19 protein-coding genes are annotated in these 19,480 nt (G+C 71.4%); 12 read left to right on the top strand and 7 right to left on the bottom strand.

Annotation, left to right across the window (positions count from 1 at the left end):
- Nucleotides 1–38: 38 nt before the first annotated feature.
- The 4 genes from OHB01_RS04650 to OHB01_RS04635 form a co-directional block, all read right to left on the bottom strand.
- Nucleotides 39–476: a response regulator gene (locus OHB01_RS04650; protein WP_328854972.1), complete on the bottom strand. Its 438-nt coding sequence runs from the start codon at nucleotides 474–476 to the stop codon at nucleotides 39–41.
- A complete protein-coding gene (locus OHB01_RS04645) occupies nucleotides 469–2,040 on the bottom strand; it encodes a sensor histidine kinase (RefSeq protein ID WP_205831225.1) in 1,572 nt (523 codons plus the stop codon). The genes OHB01_RS04650 and OHB01_RS04645 overlap by 8 nt, the downstream gene beginning before the upstream one ends.
- Nucleotides 2,037–3,203, bottom strand: coding sequence for a PP2C family protein-serine/threonine phosphatase (locus OHB01_RS04640; RefSeq protein WP_142652435.1), 1,167 nt, complete (start codon nucleotides 3,201–3,203; stop codon nucleotides 2,037–2,039). The genes OHB01_RS04645 and OHB01_RS04640 overlap by 4 nt, the downstream gene beginning before the upstream one ends.
- A gap of 103 nt (nucleotides 3,204–3,306) precedes the next feature.
- Nucleotides 3,307–4,233 (bottom strand): LysR family transcriptional regulator, encoded by a 927-nt coding sequence (locus OHB01_RS04635; protein ID WP_142652434.1) that lies wholly within the window; start codon nucleotides 4,231–4,233, stop codon nucleotides 3,307–3,309.
- A 339-nt stretch (nucleotides 4,234–4,572) separates the two neighbouring features.
- Here OHB01_RS04635 and OHB01_RS04630 point away from each other — a divergent pair, with 339 nt between their 5' ends.
- The 5 genes from OHB01_RS04630 (at nucleotide 4,573) to OHB01_RS04610 (ending at nucleotide 8,937) form a co-directional block, all read left to right on the top strand.
- Nucleotides 4,573–5,211, top strand: coding sequence for a succinate dehydrogenase cytochrome b subunit (locus OHB01_RS04630; RefSeq protein WP_240972214.1), 639 nt, complete (start codon nucleotides 4,573–4,575; stop codon nucleotides 5,209–5,211).
- Between the two features lie 53 nt (nucleotides 5,212–5,264).
- A complete protein-coding gene (locus OHB01_RS04625) occupies nucleotides 5,265–7,187 on the top strand; it encodes a fumarate reductase/succinate dehydrogenase flavoprotein subunit (RefSeq protein WP_142652442.1) in 1,923 nt (640 codons plus the stop codon).
- The gene (locus OHB01_RS04620; protein ID WP_142652433.1) at nucleotides 7,184–7,924 is read left to right on the top strand and encodes a succinate dehydrogenase/fumarate reductase iron-sulfur subunit; all 741 of its coding nucleotides are present in this window, start codon (nucleotides 7,184–7,186) and stop codon (nucleotides 7,922–7,924) included. Before OHB01_RS04625 ends, OHB01_RS04620 begins: the two co-directional genes overlap by 4 nt.
- A 113-nt stretch (nucleotides 7,925–8,037) precedes the next feature.
- The gene (locus tag OHB01_RS04615) at nucleotides 8,038–8,457 is read left to right on the top strand and encodes an STAS domain-containing protein (RefSeq protein WP_147942563.1); all 420 of its coding nucleotides are present in this window, start codon (nucleotides 8,038–8,040) and stop codon (nucleotides 8,455–8,457) included.
- A 105-nt stretch (nucleotides 8,458–8,562) separates the two neighbouring features.
- Nucleotides 8,563–8,937, top strand: coding sequence for an STAS domain-containing protein (locus OHB01_RS04610; protein ID WP_142652431.1), 375 nt, complete (start codon nucleotides 8,563–8,565; stop codon nucleotides 8,935–8,937).
- Between the two features lie 42 nt (nucleotides 8,938–8,979).
- On the opposite strand, the gene OHB01_RS04605 is transcribed toward OHB01_RS04610, so the two are convergent.
- Together OHB01_RS04605 and OHB01_RS04600 are read right to left on the bottom strand one after the other, a co-directional pair.
- The gene (locus OHB01_RS04605) at nucleotides 8,980–9,537 is read right to left on the bottom strand and encodes a Clp protease N-terminal domain-containing protein (protein ID WP_147942562.1); all 558 of its coding nucleotides are present in this window, start codon (nucleotides 9,535–9,537) and stop codon (nucleotides 8,980–8,982) included.
- Nucleotides 9,538–9,771 (bottom strand): hypothetical protein, encoded by a 234-nt coding sequence (locus OHB01_RS04600; RefSeq protein ID WP_030507490.1) that lies wholly within the window; start codon nucleotides 9,769–9,771, stop codon nucleotides 9,538–9,540. It abuts the gene before it with no gap.
- Between the two features lie 112 nt (nucleotides 9,772–9,883).
- Between OHB01_RS04600 and OHB01_RS04595 the strand changes: the two genes are divergently transcribed.
- Together OHB01_RS04595 and OHB01_RS04590 are read left to right on the top strand one after the other, a co-directional pair.
- Nucleotides 9,884–11,578, top strand: a complete 1,695-nt coding sequence (locus tag OHB01_RS04595) for an ABC transporter ATP-binding protein (protein ID WP_328854971.1) — start codon at nucleotides 9,884–9,886, stop codon at nucleotides 11,576–11,578.
- Between the two features lie 2 nt (nucleotides 11,579–11,580).
- Nucleotides 11,581–13,329 carry an ABC transporter ATP-binding protein gene (locus OHB01_RS04590; protein WP_142652428.1) on the top strand — a complete coding sequence of 583 codons (1,749 nt, stop codon included), beginning with the start codon at nucleotides 11,581–11,583 and terminating at the stop codon, nucleotides 13,327–13,329.
- A gap of 5 nt (nucleotides 13,330–13,334) precedes the next feature.
- On the opposite strand, the gene OHB01_RS04585 is transcribed toward OHB01_RS04590, so the two are convergent.
- A complete protein-coding gene (locus OHB01_RS04585; RefSeq protein WP_142652427.1) occupies nucleotides 13,335–15,383 on the bottom strand; it encodes a DPP IV N-terminal domain-containing protein in 2,049 nt (682 codons plus the stop codon).
- A 42-nt stretch (nucleotides 15,384–15,425) separates the two neighbouring features.
- Between OHB01_RS04585 and mshB the strand changes: the two genes are divergently transcribed.
- The 5 genes from mshB to rraA all read left to right on the top strand — a co-directional run bounded on the left by mshB (nucleotide 15,426) and on the right by rraA (nucleotide 18,887).
- On the top strand, nucleotides 15,426–16,331 hold the full coding sequence (gene mshB, locus OHB01_RS04580) for an N-acetyl-1-D-myo-inositol-2-amino-2-deoxy-alpha-D-glucopyranoside deacetylase (RefSeq protein ID WP_142652426.1): 906 nt from the start codon (nucleotides 15,426–15,428) through the stop codon (nucleotides 16,329–16,331).
- Between the two features lie 22 nt (nucleotides 16,332–16,353).
- A complete protein-coding gene (locus OHB01_RS04575; RefSeq protein WP_142652425.1) occupies nucleotides 16,354–16,788 on the top strand; it encodes a DUF6113 family protein in 435 nt (144 codons plus the stop codon).
- 48 nt (nucleotides 16,789–16,836) lie between these two features.
- Nucleotides 16,837–17,271, top strand: a complete 435-nt coding sequence (locus tag OHB01_RS04570) for a hypothetical protein (RefSeq protein WP_142652424.1) — start codon at nucleotides 16,837–16,839, stop codon at nucleotides 17,269–17,271.
- Between the two features lie 155 nt (nucleotides 17,272–17,426).
- Nucleotides 17,427–18,374, top strand: a complete 948-nt coding sequence (locus OHB01_RS04565) for an MBL fold metallo-hydrolase (RefSeq protein ID WP_328854970.1) — start codon at nucleotides 17,427–17,429, stop codon at nucleotides 18,372–18,374.
- 30 nt (nucleotides 18,375–18,404) lie between these two features.
- Nucleotides 18,405–18,887, top strand: a complete 483-nt coding sequence (gene rraA, locus OHB01_RS04560) for a ribonuclease E activity regulator RraA (RefSeq protein ID WP_142652422.1) — start codon at nucleotides 18,405–18,407, stop codon at nucleotides 18,885–18,887.
- Nucleotides 18,888–19,480 lie beyond the last annotated feature (593 nt).

The raw sequence follows: 19,480 nt of genomic DNA, 5'->3' as shown, positions 1-19,480 counted from the left end.
AGTGTGAGGAGCGTCACTCCTCCTCCATGTGATCTCGGTCACTTCCCCGGCAGTTTGACCACGGTCACGAAGAATTCATCGATCTGCCGTACTACCCGGGTGAACTGGTCGAAATCCACTGGTTTGGTGATGTACGCGTTTGCGTGCAAGTTGTATCCCCGCAGGATATCCTGCTCGGCCTCCGATGTGGTGAGGATCACAACGGGGATGGTGTGCAACGCGGGGTCCCTCTTGACCTCCTCCAGCACCTCGAAGCCGTTCACGCGAGGCAGGTTGAGGTCGAGCAGCACGAGATCGGGCCGGGGCGCCGAGCCGTACGTCCCCTCGCCGCGCAGGAAGGCCAGCGCCTGCTCGCCGTCGTTGACCACGTGGAGGGTGTTGCCGACCTTGTTGTAGGAGAACGCCTCCTGGCAGAGCAGGACGTCGCCCGGGTCGTCCTCGACCAGGAGAACCTCGATCGGGCGGAATTCAGTCATCGGGATCTCCTATGGCCGGCAGGGTCCAGCGGAACGTGGCTCCGGCGCCTTCGCTCGTGTCCAGCCAGATCCGGCCGCCATGATATTCGACGATTTTTCGGCACAGGGCCAGTCCGATGCCCGTCCCGGGATAGACGTCCCTCGGGTGCAGCCGCTGGAAGATCAGGAAGATGCGGTCGGCGTATTTCGCCTCGACGCCGATCCCGTTGTCCGAGCAGGCGAACTCCCACATGTCGCCGTCCCGCCGTACGCCGATGTGGACGCGGGGAGGCTCCTCGGAGCGGAACTTGAGCGCGTTGCTGACGAGGTTCTGGAAGAGCTGGGTCAGCAGCGTGCGGTTGCCGACGACCGTCGGCAGGTCGTCGTGGGTGACCGTCGCGCCGGTCTCCGAGAGCCGGGCGTCGAGGTTGCGCAGGGCGGCGGCCAGGGCGTCGCCCGTGTCCATCTCCGCGCGTTCGCCGCCGACCCGGCCCACCCGCGAGAAGTCGAGCAGGTCGTTGATCAGCAACTGCATGCGGCGGGCGCCGTCCACGGCGAAGGCGATGTACTGCCGGGCACGGTCGTCGAGCCGGTCGGCGTAACGCTGCTCAAGCATCTGGGTGAAGCTCGCCACCTTGCGCAGCGGCTCCTGGAGGTCGTGGCTGGCCACGTAGGCGAACTGCTCCAGCTCGCGGTTGGAGCGCCTGAGCTCCTCGGCCTGCTCGGCGAGCTGCTGGCGGGCCTCGGCTGCCGACCGCCACTCGGTCATGATCCGGCGGCGCATGCCGTCGACGTGACCCGACAGCTCCCACAGCTCGGCCGGGCGCTCGACCCCGAGCTCGTGGTCGAAGTCGCCCGCCGCCACCGCCCGGACCTGCCGGGTCAGCCGCGCGATCGGGCCCGTGACCGTGCGGCGCACGATCAGCGCGCAGAACACGATCGCCAGCACCATCGCGCCGGCCAGCGCCGCGACCGCTGTATAGATGGTGTTCCAGCCGGAGTAGAGCCGGTCTCTGGCGACGTCGTGCAGCCGCCCGAGCAGGGCCTGCTGCGTGTCGAGCGCGCTCCTGACCGCGGAGAAGCGCTGGAGGTTGTTCCTGGCCAGGTCGGTGAGCGAGCCGGGGCCGCTCTTGAGGGTCCGCGTGACCACGGGCTCGGCGTAGTCGCGCCGCCAGGCGGTCGTGGCGTCGTCGATCGCGCGGATCTGGCGGCGCACGCCGTACCCCTCGGGCAGCCGGGGGGCGAGCCTGGCGATCTCGCCGGTCGCGGCGCGCTCCTCGGCGACCCCCTGGCGGTAGGCGTCGAGATACTGCTGCTCGCCGGTGAGCCCGTATCCGCGGATCGCGCCCTCCTGCGCCTGCACCGCACGGGCGATGCGCAGCGTCTGCAGGGCGGCGGGGTCCACCGCGTCGACGAGGGTCTCCCGGGCCTCGTGCGTCGTGGATAGCGCGAGCAGGATGGCGGCGACCGCGATCATGAATATGGTCAGGACGCCGGCTCCGGCGAGCACGAACCATCGGCCGACCGGCAGGCGCGAGCCCCGGGCGGACGGCGTGAGCGGAGGCAGGGGGGCCGGCGAGCTCACGCGCCGTCACCCCGCGAGCCGTCACCCCGGGACACGAGGACGGCCGCGACGTCGTCGTGCATGGCGCCGTCGAGGCTGGCGATGATGCGGTCGAGGTCGATTCCGTCCGCGGCGCGGATCAGGTTGGCGAGCCCCTCGGTGCCGAGCAGGTCGCGGTTCTCCCCGACCGTGGCCTCGATCAGGCCGTCGGTGTAGAGCAGCAGAGACCACCGGTCGCCCAGGGTGACGTCGATGGACGTCCACTCGATGCCCGGGAAGATCCCGAGCGGCGGGCCCGACGGCGTCTCGGTGACCACGCCGAGCTCGCCGTCGCGCAGCAGCAGCGGCGGCGGGTGTCCGATCACGTGCAGGCGGGCGGTGGTCAGGTCGGGGGCGATGGCCGCGGTGCACATCGTGGTGAAGATCTCCGGCGACTTGCGCTCGTGCCGCAGCAGCGTGTCGAGCGTGCGCAGCACGTCGTTGCCGGTCTGCCCGGCCAGGACCAGCGTGCGCCAGGCGATGCGCAGCGCCGTGCCGAGGGCGGCCTCGTCGGGACCGTGCCCGCACACGTCGCCGATCAGCACGTGCACCGCGCCGTCGGGTGTCTGCACCGTGTCCCAGAAGTCGCCCGCGAGCAGCCCGCCCGCACGCCCGGGAAGATAGCGGGCCTGGTGGTGCAGGAGCGCGGGGTCGAGCAGCGGGACGGGCAGCAGGCCGCGTTCGAGCCGGGAGTTCTCCTTGCTGACGATGCGTTCCTGCAGAAGCTCACGCATGGCGAGGTCGGCGCGCTTGCGCTCGATGGCGTAGCGGATGGCGCGGATCAGCAGCCGGGCGTCCACGTCCTGCTTGACGAGGAAGTCCTGCGCTCCGGCGGCGACCGCCTCGATGCCGACGTGCGCGTCCCCGAGCCCGGTGAGGACGAGCACCGCCGTGTCCGTGGCCATGGCGAGGACCTGCTGCAATGCCTCCAGCCCCGACGCGTCGGGAAGGGAGAGATCGACGAGCACGCACTGCACGTCGTCGGTGAGCCGCGCCCGCCCCTCGGCGAGGGTCCGCGCCCAGGTGATCTTCGGCGGCCTGTCGGCGCTCGCCAGCAGCTCCTCGACGAGAAACGCGTCGCCGGCGTCGTCCTCGATGAGCAGGAGGGTGAGCGGATCGGGCAGATCAGGGGAGAGGGGGGTCACGAACGCCTCTCGTCAGCATCGGCAGCAGCGTCGTGCAGCATCGTTCGCACAAACCTATCGTCTGGAAACCGCTCGGGCAGGGCTCACACGTCAACGTCAGGGCTCAAACGTCAACGAGCGCCTCTATTCCCTGAGGAAGCGTTCCATCACGTGCGGCCTCGCGGAGGAACGACAACAGCGCGGCGCGGAAGGCCTGCGCGGCCCGGGTCGGCTCCACATCCTTGCGGTGCGCGAGGGCGACCGTACGGCGCAGCCCGGGCAGCAGCGGGGTGCCCGTCAGCCTCGGCCGGTTCTCCAGCACCATCGAGGGCACCACCGCGATGCCCAGCCCCGCCTCGACGAACCGCAGCACCGCGTCCATCTCCCCGCCCTCGACCGCGAAGCGCGGCTCGAACCCCGCCTGCCGGCAGGCCGCCAGCGTCGCCTCGCGCACGTCGTAGCCCCGGCGGAACATGACCATGGGCCGTCCGCGCAGGTCCTCGATCCGCATGTACGGCCTGCGCCCCCGGGGCGAGGCGGAGGCCACGACGAGGTTCTCGCTCAGGATCTCCTGGGTCACCAGGGAGGGGTCGCTGCTCTGCAGCGGCAGGATGATCAGCGCCAGGTCGAGCTGGCCGCGGGCGAGGTCGCGGACGAGGTCGCGCGACCCGCCCTCCTCGACTTTCAGCTCCACGCCGGGATAGTCGCGGTGGAAGCGGGCCAGCACGTCGGCCAGCAGCCCGGCGCACAGCGACGGGGTCGCGCCGAGACGCACCCGTCCACGTCGCAGCCCGGCCAGCTCGGCGACCTCGCGCCGCGCGGTCTCGGCGTCGGCGAGCATGCGGCGCGCGAGCGGGAGCAGCGCCTCACCCGCCGCGGTGAGCGTGACGTTGCCCCGGGCCCGGCTGAACAGAGGCGCGCCCAGCTCGGTCTCAAGGCTCTTGATCTGTTTGCTCAGCGACGGCTGGGCGACCCGCATCCGCTCCGCGGCCTGGGTGAAGTGCCGCGTCTCGGCCACGGCCGTGAAGTAGGCCAGTTGCTGGAGCTGCACACCTCAATAGCCTAGGGCTATCGCCGAAGACGACTTCATGCGCCCCCACCTGTGGCCGTCGGGTGTGAATTTCGTCGCACATCCTCGGGACCTTCGCCTCTGGGATGGCGGTGGGGCAGAGCGCATAGCCGGGGGCTATCGAAACCAGACCTCTCATGACTTGGACGTCTAAACAGTGCAAACCTAGCGTGTGGAGCCGTGACTGCCACTGTTGACCACTCTGTGGACTCCGGTTCCGCGGATCGCGGTTCGGCGACCGCGCCGGTCCCAACGCATAGTTCCCCCCGCACACCCGCCCGTCGTGGCCTGCTCGGCACCTCGGCCGGCAGGAAGGCCGTCATGGCCGTCACGGGCGCCGTTCTCGTGCTCTTCCTGATCGCCCACATGCTGGGCAACCTCAAGATCTTCTTGGGCGCCGACTCCTTCAACCACTATGCCGAATGGTTGCGCACCGTGGGCTCGCCCGCGCTGCCGAACCGGACGCTGCTGACGATCACCGAGATCGTGCTCGTGGTCTGCGTCGTGCTGCACATGTGGGCGGCGGTGTCGCTCGCCCGCCGGGCGGCCAAGGCACGGCCCGTGAAGTACGCGGCCAAGCGGAAGTCGCAGGCCAACGGGTATGCCACGCACACCATGCGGTGGGGCGGCGTGATCATCGTGCTGTTCGTGATCTGGCACCTGCTGGACATGACCTTCGGCACGGTGAACCCCGAGGGCGGCGACGCCACGCCGTACGCCCGCATGATCGCCGGCTTCCAGCCCGACCGCTGGTGGGTGGCGGTGTTCTACCTCGTCGCCATGGTGATGGTCGGCTTCCATCTGCGCCACGGCCTGTGGAGCGCGTTCCAGACGCTCGGCCTGACCCGCCGTCCCCGCGTCCGCAGCATGCTGCAGAAGACCGCCGTCGCGGTCTCCGCCGTGCTGGTGATCGGGTTCATCTCGGCGCCCGTCTGCATTCTGATCGGAGTGGTCAAGTGAAGTTCCGTCGCCGCGCGCAGCAGCAGGAGGAGGAGAACGTGAGCCTCCCCGGGATGTATCGGGTGGGGGAGCCCATCCAGGACACCAAGGCGCCGGATGGTCCCATCGAGGACCGCTGGGACAAGCGCCGCTTCCAGGCCAAGCTGGTCAACCCGGTCAACAAGCGCAAGCTGACCGTCATCGTCGTCGGCACCGGCCTGGCCGGCGGCTCCGCCGCGGCCACGCTCGGCGAGCTGGGCTACAAGGTCAAGTCGTTCTGCTACCAGGACTCGCCCCGGCGTGCCCACTCCATCGCCGCGCAGGGCGGCATCAACGCCGCCAAGAACTACCGCGGCGACGGCGACAGCGTCTACCGGCTGTTCTACGACACCGTGAAGGGCGGCGACTACCGCGCCCGCGAGTCCAACGTCTACCGCCTCGCCCAGGTCAGCGTGAACATCATCGACCAGGCCGTGGCGCAGGGCGTGCCGTTCGCCCGCGAGTACGGCGGCCTGCTCGACACCCGGTCGTTCGGCGGCACCCAGGTGTCGCGCACCTTCTACGCCCGCGGCCAGACGGGCCAGCAGCTCCTGCTCGGCGCCTACCAGGCGCTGGAGCGGCAGGTCGCGGCGGGGAACGTCGAGGTCTTCACCCGCCACGAGATGCTGGAGCTCATCGTCAGCGGCGGCCGGGCCCGGGGCATCGTGGTCCGCGACATGGTCACCGGTGAGATCGAGACCCACCTCGCCGACGCGGTCGTGCTCGCCAGCGGCGGCTACGGCAACGTGTTCTACCTGTCCACCAACGCCAAGGGCTGCAACACCACGGCGATCTGGCGGGCGCACAAGAAGGGCGCGTACTTCGGCAACCCCTGCTACACGCAGATTCATCCGACCTGCATCCCGCAGAGCGGCGACCACCAGTCGAAGCTGACGCTGATGTCGGAGTCGCTGCGCAACGACGGCCGCGTCTGGGTGCCCAAGCGCAAGGGCGACAACCGCGCGCCGGGCGACATCCCCGAGGACGAGCGCGACTACTACCTGGAGCGCATCTACCCGGCGTTCGGCAACCTCGTGCCGCGTGACATCGCCAGCCGCGCCGCCAAGAACGTCTGCGACGAGGGCCGCGGCGTCGGCCCCGGCGGGCTCGGCGTCTACCTCGACTTCGCCGACGCCATCAAGCGGATGGGCCGCGAGGCCGTCGAGAAGAAGTACGGCAACCTCTTCGAGATGTACGAGCGCATCACGGGCGAGAACCCGTACGAGGTGCCGATGCGCATCTACCCGGCCGTCCACTACACGATGGGCGGGCTGTGGGTGGACTACGACCTGCAGTCCACCATCCCCGGGCTGTTCGTGATCGGCGAGGCCAACTTCTCCGACCACGGCGCGAACCGCCTGGGCGCCTCGGCCCTCATGCAGGGCCTGGCGGACGGCTACTTCGTGCTGCCGACGACGATCGGCGACTACCTCGCCGGGGCCGGCTCGTTCGGTCCGGTCGAGGAGGACGACATCACGGAGGCCAGGAAGGCCGTCCAGGACAAGATCGACAAGCTGCTGTCCGTCAACGGCAACCGCACCGCCGACTCCTTCCACCGCGAGCTCGGCCGCATCATGTGGGACTACTGCGGCATGGAGCGCACCGAGGAGTCGCTGCGCAAGGCGCTGGAGCGCATTCCCGAGCTGCGCGAGGAGTTCTGGAACAACGTCAAGGTGCCGGGCGACGCCGAGGGGCTCAACCAGGCGCTCGAACGCGCCGGCCGGGTGGCCGACTTCTTCGAGCTCGCCGAGCTGATGTGCATCGACGCGCTGCACCGCACGGAGTCGTGCGGCGGTCACTTCCGGGCCGAGTCGCAGGACGCGGACGGCGAGGCGCTGCGCGACGACGAGAACTTCGCCTACGTCGCGGCGTGGGAGTGGACGCCCGAGGGTCCGGTCCTGCACAAGGAAGAGCTGAACTACGAGTACGTCAAGATGACCCAGCGGAGCTACAAGTGAACCTGACCCTGAAGATCTGGCGGCAGAACGGCGCGTCGGACAAGGGACGGATGGTGACCTACCGGGTCGACGACGTCTCGCCTGACATGTCGTTCCTGGAGATGCTCGACGTCCTCAACGAGCGGCTGATCCTGGAGGGCGACGACCCGGTCGCCTTCGACCACGACTGCCGCGAGGGCATCTGCGGCATGTGCGGCATGGTCATCAACGGCGTCGCGCACGGCGAGCAGAAGCTCACCACGACCTGCCAGCTGCACATGCGGCACTTCAAGGACGGCGACACCATCACGATCGAGCCGTGGCGGGCCGCGGCGTTCCCGGTGGTCAAGGACCTCGTCGTGGACAGGTCGGCGTTCGACCGGATCATCCAGGCGGGCGGCTTCGTCTCCGTGCCCACCGGGTCCGCCCCGGAGGCGCACTCCGTGCCGGTGCCCAAGGCCGACGCCGACGCCGCCTTCGACGCCGCGACCTGCATCGGCTGCGGCGCCTGCGTCGCGGCCTGCCCGAACGGCTCGGCGTCGCTGTTCACCGCGGCGAAGATCACGCACCTGAGCCTGCTGCCGCAGGGCCAGCCGGAGCGCGAGTCGCGTGCCCGGGCGATGGTCGAGCAGATGGACGCCGAGGGCTTCGGCGGCTGCACCAACACCGGCGAGTGCACGGCGGTGTGCCCGAAGGGCATCCCGTTCGACACCATCGCCCGGATGAACGCCGACTACCTCAAGGCGGCTTCCAAGTAGCGGAAGGGGATGTGGGCCGGTCGGCCGGAACATAATGACCTCACCTCCTGGGTAACGTGTGCTTTGTGTTGGCGTAACACGCCTGCCGTGTCTGCGCAGGCGAGGGAGTGAGCATGTCCGTGACCGGTCCACGTTCCACCTTGAAGGTCGCGTCCACAGTCCACGGCGCGGCCGTCGTCGTGCGGGTGGAAGGCGACCTCGACGCCGGCACGGTTCACCTGCTCCATGACGAGCTGGACGGGCTCTGGAAGTCGCCTGGGACGTCCGTCATCGTGCTCGACGTCGCCGAGCTGGGGTTCTGCGACTCGCGCGGGCTCAGCGAGCTGATCTCCGCGTTGCAGCGCGGCCAGGCCCTGAACGTCCGGTTCATGCTGAGCGGCGTGCAGGGCGTGCTGCGCCGGGTGCTGACGATCACCGGCCTGCGCAACGTGTTCGAGCAGCACCCGACGGTCGCGGAGGCGCTCGTCCAAGCCACGGACGGAGGTTCGGACTCCGATTCCGGCGGGTTGTTCGAGACCGCCGGCGGCCGTTGAGCGCCTGCCTCCCTCTGCCTGCGAGGGGGGCCGGAGGTGTAACTTCTGTGTAGATCTTCTGTGCAGATCTTCCGGGCGGAGGATCTTCCGGGACGAAGGCAGGCGATGACGACGAGACTTGGCGTCACGGTGAGCCACGAGGCGACGCACACGCTCGTCACCCTGACCGGCGAGCTCGACGTGATCTCCGGCGAGCGGCTGCGCACCGTCTTCGGCAAGGTGTTCGGTGAGTTGCCCGGCGCGCTGCCGGACGAGGGCGCCGCCCGGCTGGTCGTGGACGCCTCCGGGCTGACCTTCTGCGACTCCATGGGCCTGCGGCTGTTGCTGGAGACGCACGACCACGCCGTGGAGGCGGGCGGGTTCCTGAAGCTCGCCGGGGTCCGGGGCGTTCTCCTGCGGATCCTCACGGTGACCGGGCTGCACGCCGCGTTCCCCGTCCACGAGACCGTCGAGGACGCCCTGGCGTCGCTGGACGACTGACAATGCTCTCGGGCACGGGCCGACGGGCGCGGCTGAAGCGGGTCAGAGCGCGCTCCTGACCTCCGTCCGCAGCTCGGACAGGTCGATCCCGGCGCCGGCCAGGATCCGTACGCCCAGGCCCTCGCCCTCCCGGATGATGCCGAGGAGGACGTGGCCGTCGCGGATGTCCTTGCTCTTGAGCGCGATGGCCTCGCGCAGCGCGAGTTCGAGCGTCTTCTTGGCCCGTGGGCTGAACGGGGCCCGGCGCCCGCTGAGGAGAGCCCCCCGGCGGTCGCGGCGCGGCTCCCGGTCGAGGGCCCCGACGCCGAACACCTCCTCGATCTTCTCCCGGACGGCCGACAGGTCGATTCCGATCGACTCCAGGGCCTCGGCGTCGATGTCCCCGCCCGTGGCGTCGCCGAGGATCCGCACGATCTCCGCTCTCGCCCGTTCGTAGGTGATCCCGCGGGCCGTGAGGAGCCGGGCCGACAGCGTCTCGGGGCGGCTCAGCAGGCCGAGCAGCAGGTGTTCTGTGCCCACCTGTCCGTGCCGGAGCTCCCTGGCCTGCTCCTCGGCGTGTACGACGATCTGCCGGGCGTCGTTGGTGAACCTTTCCAGCATCTACTTCTCCCGTCTCAGCAGTCCTCGCCCGCCGGCGTACTTCTTGTGCACCGCCTGCCGGGACACCCCGAGCAGGAGTGCGATGTCCTGCCAGGACCACCCGGCGTTGCGGGCGTTCTCCACCTGCAGCGCTTCGAGCCGTTCCACCAGGAGCCGCAGGGCCCGTACGGCCCGCAGACCGACGGCCGGATCGCGGCTGCCGGCGTCGCTCGCCAGTTGTGCCGTATCGCTCATGCCGTCAACATAGGTTGACAGCCGCCGATCTGTCAACCTTGGTTGACGCACTGGTTCGTGCAGGTAAAACGGTTTGCCCCGCGACCTGCGTGTTTGCGAGCCTGGAACGACCATGCGCACTCTTCCTGTGGCCGATCCCGGCACTCCCGACGCCCGCGGGCCGCTGCGCTACCTGTGGTGGGTGGCACGCGGCCAGGGCTCTACGATGCTGGCCGGAGTCGGCCTGGCGGTGCTGTGGTGGCTGGGGCAGGCACTCGTGCCTGCGGCCCTGGGCAAGGCGATCGACGCGATGGCCCAGCGGGACGCGGACACGCTGATCAGGTGGTCGGCGGTGGTCCTCGGTCTCGGCGTGCTCCAGGCGGTCACCGGGGTCCTGCGTCACCGCTTCGCCGTCGTCACCTGGCTGTCGGCGGCCTACCGCACCGTGCAGGTGACCGTACGGCAGGCGACCCGGCTCGGGGCGACGCTGCCGAAACGCCTCTCGACGGGCGAGGTCGTCAGCGTGGGCAACTCCGACATCGCGCATATCGGCAACGCCATGGACATCCTCCTGCGGGGCATCGGCGCGGCCGTCGCCGTCGTCGCGGTGACCGTGATCCTCATCGCCACCTCGGCGCCGCTCGGCCTGGTCGTGCTGATCGGGGTGCCGCTGATGGCGGCCGCGGTGGGTCCCCTGCTCAAGCCGCTGCACCGGCGCCAGCACGCCCAGCGCGACCTGCAGGGCGACCTGGCCACCCGGGCCGCCGACATCGTGGCCGGCCTGCGGGTGCTGCGCGGCATCGGCGGCGAGCAGGTCTTCGCCGCCCGCTACCGCGAGGAGTCGCAGCGCGTACGGCAGGCGGGCGTGCGGGTGGCCTCGGTGGAGTCCCTGCTGGAGGGCGCCCAGGTCCTGCTGCCCGGCGTGCTGATCGCGTGCGTGACCTGGCTCGGCGCGCACTTCGCGCTGGAGGGCCGCATCACCCCCGGTCAGCTCGTCGCGTTCTACGGCTACGCGGTCTTCCTGATCGCGCCGCTGCGCACGCTGACCGAGGCCGCCGACAAGCTGACCAAGGGGCACGTGGCGGCGCGCCGCGTCTGCCGCATCCTGTCGCTGGAGCCCGACGTCACCGGTGGCGACGGCCGCTTCCGTGTGGGCGACGGGGTGCTCCGCGACGGCGAGTCGGGCGTCGAGGTCCGCCCCGGCCGGCTCACCGCGCTCGCGGCGGCCGCGCCGGAGGACGCCATCGCCATCGCCGACCGCCTGGGCAGGTTCGCCCCCGGCGACGTCACGCTCGGCGGCACGCCGCTGGCGGAGCTGCCGCTCACCGAGGTCAGGCGGCACATCCTGGTGGCCGACAACGGCGCGCGGGTGTTCACCGGACGGTTGCGCGACGAGCTCGACGTGCGGGGCACGGCCACCGACGAGGACGTCCGCCAGGCGCTGTACGCCTCGTGCGCCGAGGACATCGTGGCGGCGCTGCCCGAGGGCCTGGACGCGCACGTGGCCGAGTCGGGCCGCGAGTTCTCCGGTGGCCAGCAGCAGCGGCTGCGGCTGACCCGGGCGCTGCTCGCCGACGCGGAGATCCTGATCCTGGTCGAGCCCACCAGCGCCGTCGACGCGCACACGGAGGCGCGCGTCGCCGGACGGCTGGGCAAGGCGCGGGCGGGCCGGACGACCCTGGTCTGCACGACCAGCCCGCTCGTGCTCGACCGGGCCGACCACGTGCTGTACGTCGAGGGCGGCGTGGTGCGGGCCGAGGGCACCCACCGGGAGCTGCTCGACGGCGCGCCCGGCTATCGCGCGACCGTCACCAGAGGGGAAGGCTGAGCATGGCCCGCGAGATCCTGCCGGTCGCCGACCGGGCGCAGGTGCGCGCCTACGCGCGGCGGCTGACGCTGAAATACCCGCGCGAGCTCGGTCTCGCGCTCGCCCTGCACGCGCTCGCGGCGATCGCCGGGCTCGTCGCGCCCCGCATGCTCGGCGACCTGGTGGACGGCCTGGCCAAGGGCCGCGCCGACCTGCACGTGGACACCGTCGCCCTGGCCATCGCCGCCTTCGTGGCCGCGCAGGCCGTGCTGACCAGGTTCGCGGTGTACGCCTCGTCGCGGCTGGGCGAGAAGGTGCTGGCCGAGCTGAGGGAGGACTTCGTCGGCCGGGTGCTCGCGCTGCCGCTGTCGACCGTCGAGCGGGCCGGGTCCGGCGACCTCATCACCCGTACGTCCAGGGACGTGGACGCGCTGTCGCGCAGCGTGCGGCAGGCCGTGCCCGAGACCCTGATCGCGGTCGTGACCGGCGCCTTCGTCGTCGGCGCGGTGATCCTCGTCGGGCCCGTGATGGCGGTGCCGTCGCTGGTCGCCGTGCCGCTGCTGTGGGGCGCCACCCGGTGGTACCTCAACCGCGCCAGGGACGGCTACCTGCGGGAGAACGCGGCGTACGCCGACATGACCGAGGGCCTGGCCGAGACCGTCGAGGGCGCGCGCACGATCGAGGCGCTCGGGCTGGAGGCCCGCCGCCGGGCCCGTACGGACCGGGACATCGCCCGGTCGTTCGCCGCCGAGCGCTACACCCTGGGCCTGCGCATGGTGTGGTTCCCCGCGGTCGAGTTCGGCTATGTCATCCCGGTCGTGGCGACCCTGCTCGTCGGCGGGCTGCTGTCCATCGAGGGCTGGGTGACGGTGGCCCAGGTGACCACCGCCACGCTCTACGTGCAGCAGCTCATCGACCCGCTCGACCGGCTGCTGTCGTGGGTGGACGAGCTCCAGGTCGGCGGGGCCTCGATGGCCCGGCTGCTGGGCGTGGCCAACGTGCCCGACGACCGCGTCGCGGGCGACGCCCGGCCGGTGGGGGAGGAGCTGAAGGTCAGCGGCGTGCGGTACGCCTACCGCGAGGGCCACGACGTGCTGCACGGCATCGACCTCGACGTACGCCCGGGGGAGCGCCTGGCCATGGTCGGGCCCTCGGGGGCGGGCAAGTCGACGCTGGGCCGCCTCATCGCCGGGGTGCACGCGCCGGGGAGCGGGTCGGTCACGGTCGGCGGGGTGCCGCTGGTCGAGCTGCCGCTCGACGAGCTGCGCGGGCACGTCGCCCTGGTCACCCAGGAGCACCACGTGTTCCGGGGGACGCTCCGCGACAACCTCCTGATCGCCAGGCCCGGCGCCTCGGACGCCGAGATGCGCCGAGCGCTGGAGGCCGTGGACGCCTGGGATTGGGTGGCCGCGCTGCCGGAGGGCCTGGACTCGGCCGTCGGCTCCGGCGGCACGGCGATCTCCCCGGCGCAGGCGCAGCAGCTCGCGCTCGCCCGGCTGGTGCTGGCCGACCCGCACACGCTCGTGCTGGACGAGGCCACCTCGCTGATCGACCCGCGGGCCGCCCGCCACCTGGAGCGGTCGCTCGCGGCCGTGCTCGACGGCCGTACGGTGATCGCCATCGCGCACCGGCTCTACACGGCGCACGACGCCGACCGGGTGGCCGTGGTGGAGGACGGCCGGGTCAGCGAGCTGGGCTCCCATGACGAGCTGGTGGCGGCGGGCGGCGCCTATGCCGCGCTGTGGGACAGCTGGCACGGCACCGCCCGGTAGACCCGTCAGCCGGTGATGTTCAGCGACTTCTTCAGGAAGTCGAGCTGCAGGAGCAGCAGGTTCTCCGCGACGACCTCCTGCGGCGTCATGTGGGTGACGCCCGACAGCGGGAGCACGGTGTGCGGGCGGCCTGCCGCGAGCAGAGCCGACGACAGCCGCAGCGTGTGCGCGGCGACCACGTTGTCGTCGGCCAGGCCGTGGATCAGCAGCAGCGGGCGCTCCAGCTTCTCGGCATCGCCGAGGAGGGACGACCTCTCGTAGTGCCCCTCGTCAGGGTGGCCCAGGTAGCGCTCGGTGTAGCAGGTGTCGTACAGCCGCCAGTCGGTGACCGGCGCCCCCGCGACGGCGGCGTGGAACACGTCGGGGCGGCGCAGCACGGCCAGGGCGGAGAGATAGCCGCCGAACGACCAGCCCCGGATCGCCACCCGCGACAGGTCGAGGTCGCCCGGGTGCAGGGCCGCCACGCCCTGGAGGGCGTCCACCTGGTCCTGCAGCGACATCGTGAAGTCGTGCAGCATCTCCCGCTCGAAGGCAGGGCCGCGTCCCGGCGTGCCCCGCCCGTCGGCCACGATCACCGCGAAGCCCTGCTCGGCCCACCACTGGGACTCCAGGAACATCCGCCGGGCCGACAGCACCCGCTGGGCGTGCGGGCCGCCGTACGGGTCCATGAGGACGGGCAGCGGGCCCGAGCCGGGCACGTGCCACGAGGGCAGCAGGACCGCCGTGGACAGCTCGCGCTCGCCCGCCCGTACGAGCGACACACGCGGCTCCAGGCCGGGGCGCTCGGCCAAAGATCTGACAGCACTCGCGCCCACGGTCACCGTCATGCCCTCGGTGTCGAGGCTCTGCCGCGCGACGAGCGTCACGCCGCCCGCCCGGCGGCCGGAGTGGACGCCCGGCTCGGTGGTCACCGGGCTGAGCGTGCCCGCCGTGTAGGTCCACAGGTGGATCTCGGTGGGCTCGCCGCTCGCGGAGAAGAGCACGGTGTCGCCGTCCACGTCCAGCACCGCGCGGACCTGCAGGGACGGCGGCGTGACCGGCTTGTCGCCGACCACCAGGCGGTGGCCGCCGTCCGAGTCGGCCACCCAGACGAGCGTGCCGTCCGACAGGCGGGCCGGGACGCCGGGGACGATGTCCACCCAGGCCGGATCGGTGTCCTCGCGCAGGAGCGTCGTCTCGCCCGTGTCCGGGTCGGCCGACAGCAGGCGCATGGTCCGCTGGTCCCGCGAGAGCGTGACGATCGCGAGGCCGTGCCCGTCCCAGGCCGCCGTCACCAGATACTCCTGCTCGAACGGCACCGCCGTACGCGCGCCGTCCAGGCCGATGACGTGCAGCGTGACCTCGGCGTTGGCCGTGCCGGCGGCGGGGTAGCGCTGCTGGACGGGCTGCCGGTCGGGGTTGGCCGGGTCGGCGATGTGCCACAGGGCCACCGGCGACTCGTCCACGCGGGCCACGAGCAGGCGGTCGCCGGAGGGCGACCACCAGTAGCCGCGCATCCGGTCCATCTCCTCGGCCGCGATGAACTCCGCCAGGCCGTAGGTGATCAGGTCGTTCTCCGGCTCGGCGAGCGAGGTGTCGGCGCCGGTGCCGACGTCCAGCACGTGCAGGGCGCCGCCCGTGACGTAGGCCACCCGCGCGCCGGTGGGGTCGATGCGGGGGTCGATGACCGGCCCGGCCGCCGGGAGCCGCCGCGCCTCGCCCGAGGCGAGGTCGGCGAGGTAGAGGTCGCCAGACAGCGCGAAGACGGCCCGCCGGACCTCCCGGTCCGTGGCGTACGCCACCACGCCGCCCGCCGACTCCCGCGACCGCTCGCGGCGGGCGCGCTCCTCCGGCGGGAGGTCCTCGTCGGCCGCGCCGAGGGCGAGGGGATCGACGACGAGCCGCTCGGCTCCGGACGCGACGTCCAGCTCCCACAGGCAGGTCACCGGATCGGTGCCCGACCTCGTCCTGAGGAAGATCACCCGACCTCCGTCGGGAGAGATCGTGAAGTTGCGCGGCACCCCGAGGGTGAAACGCCTGGTCCTGGCATGCAGGCGTGGGAAGCTCTCCGTCATAGCTCCTCATACTGCCAGTACGAGGGCACTACCCTCGGAGGCATGACTGACCGTCGCTTGCTGCTCGTGCACGCCCACCCCGACGACGAGACGATCGGCACCGGCGCGACCATGGCCAAGTACGTCGCCGAGGGCGCGCACGTGACGCTCGTGACCTGCACGCTGGGCGAGGAAGGCGAGGTCATCCCCCCGGAGCTCGCGCACCTCGCGGCGGACAGGGACGACACCCTCGGTCAGCACCGCATCGGCGAGCTGGCCGCCGCGTGCAAGGCGCTCGGCGTAACCGATCACCGGTTCCTCGGCGGTGCCGGCCGCTGGCGCGACTCGGGCATGATGGGCGCGGCGACCAACGACCGCCCCGGCTGCTTCTGGCGGGCCGACATCGACGAGGCCGCGGGCGAGCTGGTCAAGGTGATCCGCGAGGTCAGGCCCCAGGTCCTCGTCACCTACGACGAGAACGGCTTCTACGGCCATCCCGACCACATCCAGGCGCACCGTGTCTCCTGGCGGGCCTTCGAACTGGCCGCCGACCCCGAGTTCCCCGGCGGGGAGCCGTGGCGGATCGCCAAGTTCTACCTCACCGCCATGCCGAGATCGGTGCTGCGGCGGACCATCGAGACCATGCGCGAGGCCGACGTCGACTTCTGGGTGCCGGAGTCGATCGACGACATGCCGGGGTGCGCCGACGACCTCGTGACGACGGAGATCGACGCCCGGCCCTACGTGGAGGCCAAGATCGACGCGATGCGGGCGCACGCGACGCAGATCGCCGTGGACGCGCCGTGGTTCGCGCTGTCGAACAACGTCGGCCAGGAGGTCCTCGGGGTCGAGCACTACATCCTGCGGGCCGGGGTCCCCGGCAAGCCCGGCATCGGCGCGCCGCCCGAGGTCGGCGGCCTCGGCGAGCCGTACAACCGCGAGACCGACCTGTTCGCCGGCATCGGTTGAGATATCGGATAAGTTGGGCGGTATGACCCAGGAGACGCACATCGGCGTCGAACCCGCCGAGAACGTCCCCGGCCCGCTGGCCGGGGTCGTGACGGGTGCGGCCTACGGCGTGCTCTTCCTGCTGGGTGTGGTGCTCGGTGTCATCGGGGGCTTCCAGCACGCGTGGTACGCCGGGGAGGTGCCCGTCGCCGCGATCGGCTGGCTGGCCGCCCTGTTCGCCGTGCCGTACGCGATGGGCAGGCTGATGGGCGGCAAGCTGGGCGCGCTCGTCCCCGCCGTCGGCTGGCTCCTCGCGTCGTTCCTGCTGGCCACGCCGCAGCGGGCCGGCGACCTCGCCATCGCCGGCAACTCGGCCGGCTACTGGTACCTCTACGGCGGCGCCGTCGCCGTCGCGGCGGCCGTGGTCGTCACCCGCTCCACCGGCTCGTGGCTGCTCAAGGCGTACGGCCGCCCGTAGCTTGCCGAGTAGCTTGTCCGGGCGGGACCGGTCGCGGATGCTGAGGACATGCGGCGGTCGCACCGGTTCCGGCAGGTCATCAACTACGTCAACCTCTCCACGCCCCTCGGGCTGCTGATCGCGCGGATCGGCGGAGCCCGCACCCGCAGGGGACAGCGGGGCCTCGTCTACGCGCACGGCTACCGCATCCCGTTCCCCGTCGCCGGGGCGTTCACGGTGGGAAACGTCGTCCTGACGAAGCACGGCGAGGGCTATCTCACCGGCTGCCTGCTCGACCACGAGTCCCGCCATGCCACCCAGTACGCGTTCTGCGTCGGCCTGCCCATGCTCGTGCTGTACGTGCTCGCCTCGGCCGTCTCGTACGCCGTCTGCGGTCATCCGGCCTCGTGGAACCTCTTCGAGCGGATGGCAGGCCTGGACGACGGCGGCTATCCCCGGGTGCGTCCCTGGTGGACGAGGCGGCGGAGGTCCCGTTCCTCCTGAGGACGGAGCGAAGCCGGCCGTTATCGACCGGTCGTAGGAGGAATACTTTCGGCCCTGCGGGGATCATGGAGAACGGAAGGGAGTTCCCCATGTCGCAGACGATTCACTCGGAAAGTGCTGAGGCCCCAGAAATCCCCGTTTCTCCCGTTCCAAAGGTGCCGGTCGTCCGGCCGGCCGGGCCCCGCCGGTGGCCGTCCGGTTTCGCCGACAGGCTGACCGCCCCTCTTCCGGACTTCCGCGAGGTCACCAGTGTCATGTGGCACGGCCAGCTCCGGCCCGACATCGGTGACAGCGACCAGATTCCCGTCCACCGCGTCGGCCTGCCCCGCGCCGCCGCCACCGAGACCGTGGCGACCTGGGTCGGCCATGCGACGTTCGTTCTCCAGATCGGCGGGCTCACCGTGCTGACCGACCCGGTGTGGTCCCGCAAGATCCCCGGCGTACGCCAGCGGCTCACCCCTCCCGGCGTCGCCTGGTCCGACCTGCCCACGATCGACGCGGTCGTGATCAGCCACAACCACTACGACCACCTGGACGCGCCGACGATCCGCCGCCTCCCACGGGACACGGCCGTCTTCGCGCCCGCCAGACTCGGCGGCTGGTTCCGGCGGCGCGGCTTCCGCAACGTGACCGAACTGGACTGGTGGGAGTCGGCCCGCATCGGCGATGTGACCTTCGACTTCGTCCCGGCGCACCACTGGAGCCGCCGTACGCTCTGGGACACCTGCCGCACACTGTGGGGCGGATGGGTGCTCACCTCCCCCGAGCATCGGGTCTACTTCGCCGGTGACACGGCCTACGGGGAGCGGTTCGCCCAGATCGGCGAGCGTTACCCGGGCATCGACCTCGCCCTGATGCCGGTCGGCGCCTACGAGCCGCGGTGGTTCATGAAGGTCTCCCACGTCGATCCCGCCGAGGCCGTGCAGGGCTGCCTCGACGTCGGCGCGCGGCGGATGGCCACCATGCACTGGGGCACGTTCGTCCTGTCGGGCGAGCCGCTGCTGGAGCCCCTGCGCGAGGCCCGCGCCGTATGGGAGTCACGCGGCCTCGATCCCGCCGACCTGTGGGACCTCGCCGTAGGCGAGAGCCGTACGCTGCCCTGACGCGACGGTTGCCTGGGGAACAATGCGGCCATGAGCTTCGCGACCGCCGATCTCTACGACGCCCATGGTGACGCGCTGCGCAGTTGTGTCACCCAGTTCCGTTCGTACGGCTCACGCGCGCGGTTCTCCGGCCGGATCTCCACCATCCGCTGCCTGGAGGACAACGCGCTCGTCAAACAGGTGCTCGCGACACCGGCTGAGGGCCGGGTGCTGGTGGTCGACGGCGGCGGATCGCTGCGTACGGCGCTGCTCGGTGACGTGATCGCGACTTCGGCGGTGGCGAACGGCTGGGCGGGCGTGGTGATCAACGGTGCGGTGCGGGACACGGTTGCCCTGGCCGGGCTCGATCTCGGTATCAAGGCGCTCGGGGCCAACCCGCGCAAGAGCGCCAAGGCCGGCCAGGGGCAGATCGACGTCCCCGTCAGCTTCGGTGATGTGACCTTCGCCCCGGGCGCATGGCTCTACAGCGACGAGGACGGCATCCTGGTCAGCGACCACCGCCTCGACGTCTGACTCCCCGGCGGCTGCCCATGCCGCCGCGCCGCGTTGTGCCGCAAGGCCGCACTGTGCCGCCGGGCCGCACTGTGCCGCCGGGCTGTGCCGCACCGCACCGCCGGGCTGTGCCGCACTGTGCCGCCGGGTCGCACTGTGAAACCTTGCGAGCACCGTGAAGCCCCTGTGAGAACCGCAGAGCCCAGTGCGCGGAGGACTATGACGTGAGCACAGCGCACCGGCGGCCCTCGCCTCGTGCCTCCCGTCGATCCTCATGTCGGTCCTCGGTCCTCGGTCCTCGGTCCTCGGCTCGGGTGGTCACGCACGCAGCCGCCCGGCCTGTCCGCGCGTTGCCTGGGCTTGCCTGTGCGTTGCCCACTGTGCCTCCGCGCCTCCGCCCTCACGCCCTCAGCCTCCCGGGCCTGCCCGCGCGTCCGCCCGGACCTGCCTGGGCGGCGCCCTGGCCTGCCCGCGCGTTGCCTGGGCCTGCCTGCCGCGCCCGGTTCCTCTGTGCCTGCCGTCTCCTTCCCGCAGCCGCGCGGCCCTGCACTGTGCGTCGTCCGCTGTGCCTCTCGCCTCACGCCCGCAGCCTCCGGTGCCTGTCCGTGCGTCGC

The sequence above is a fragment of the Microbispora hainanensis genome (assembly GCF_036186745.1).
In the GTDB taxonomy this organism is placed as follows: domain Bacteria; phylum Actinomycetota; class Actinomycetes; order Streptosporangiales; family Streptosporangiaceae; genus Microbispora.
The sequence above is the reverse complement of the archived record's forward strand: the minus strand, read 5'-3'. Positions and strand labels throughout refer to the sequence as shown.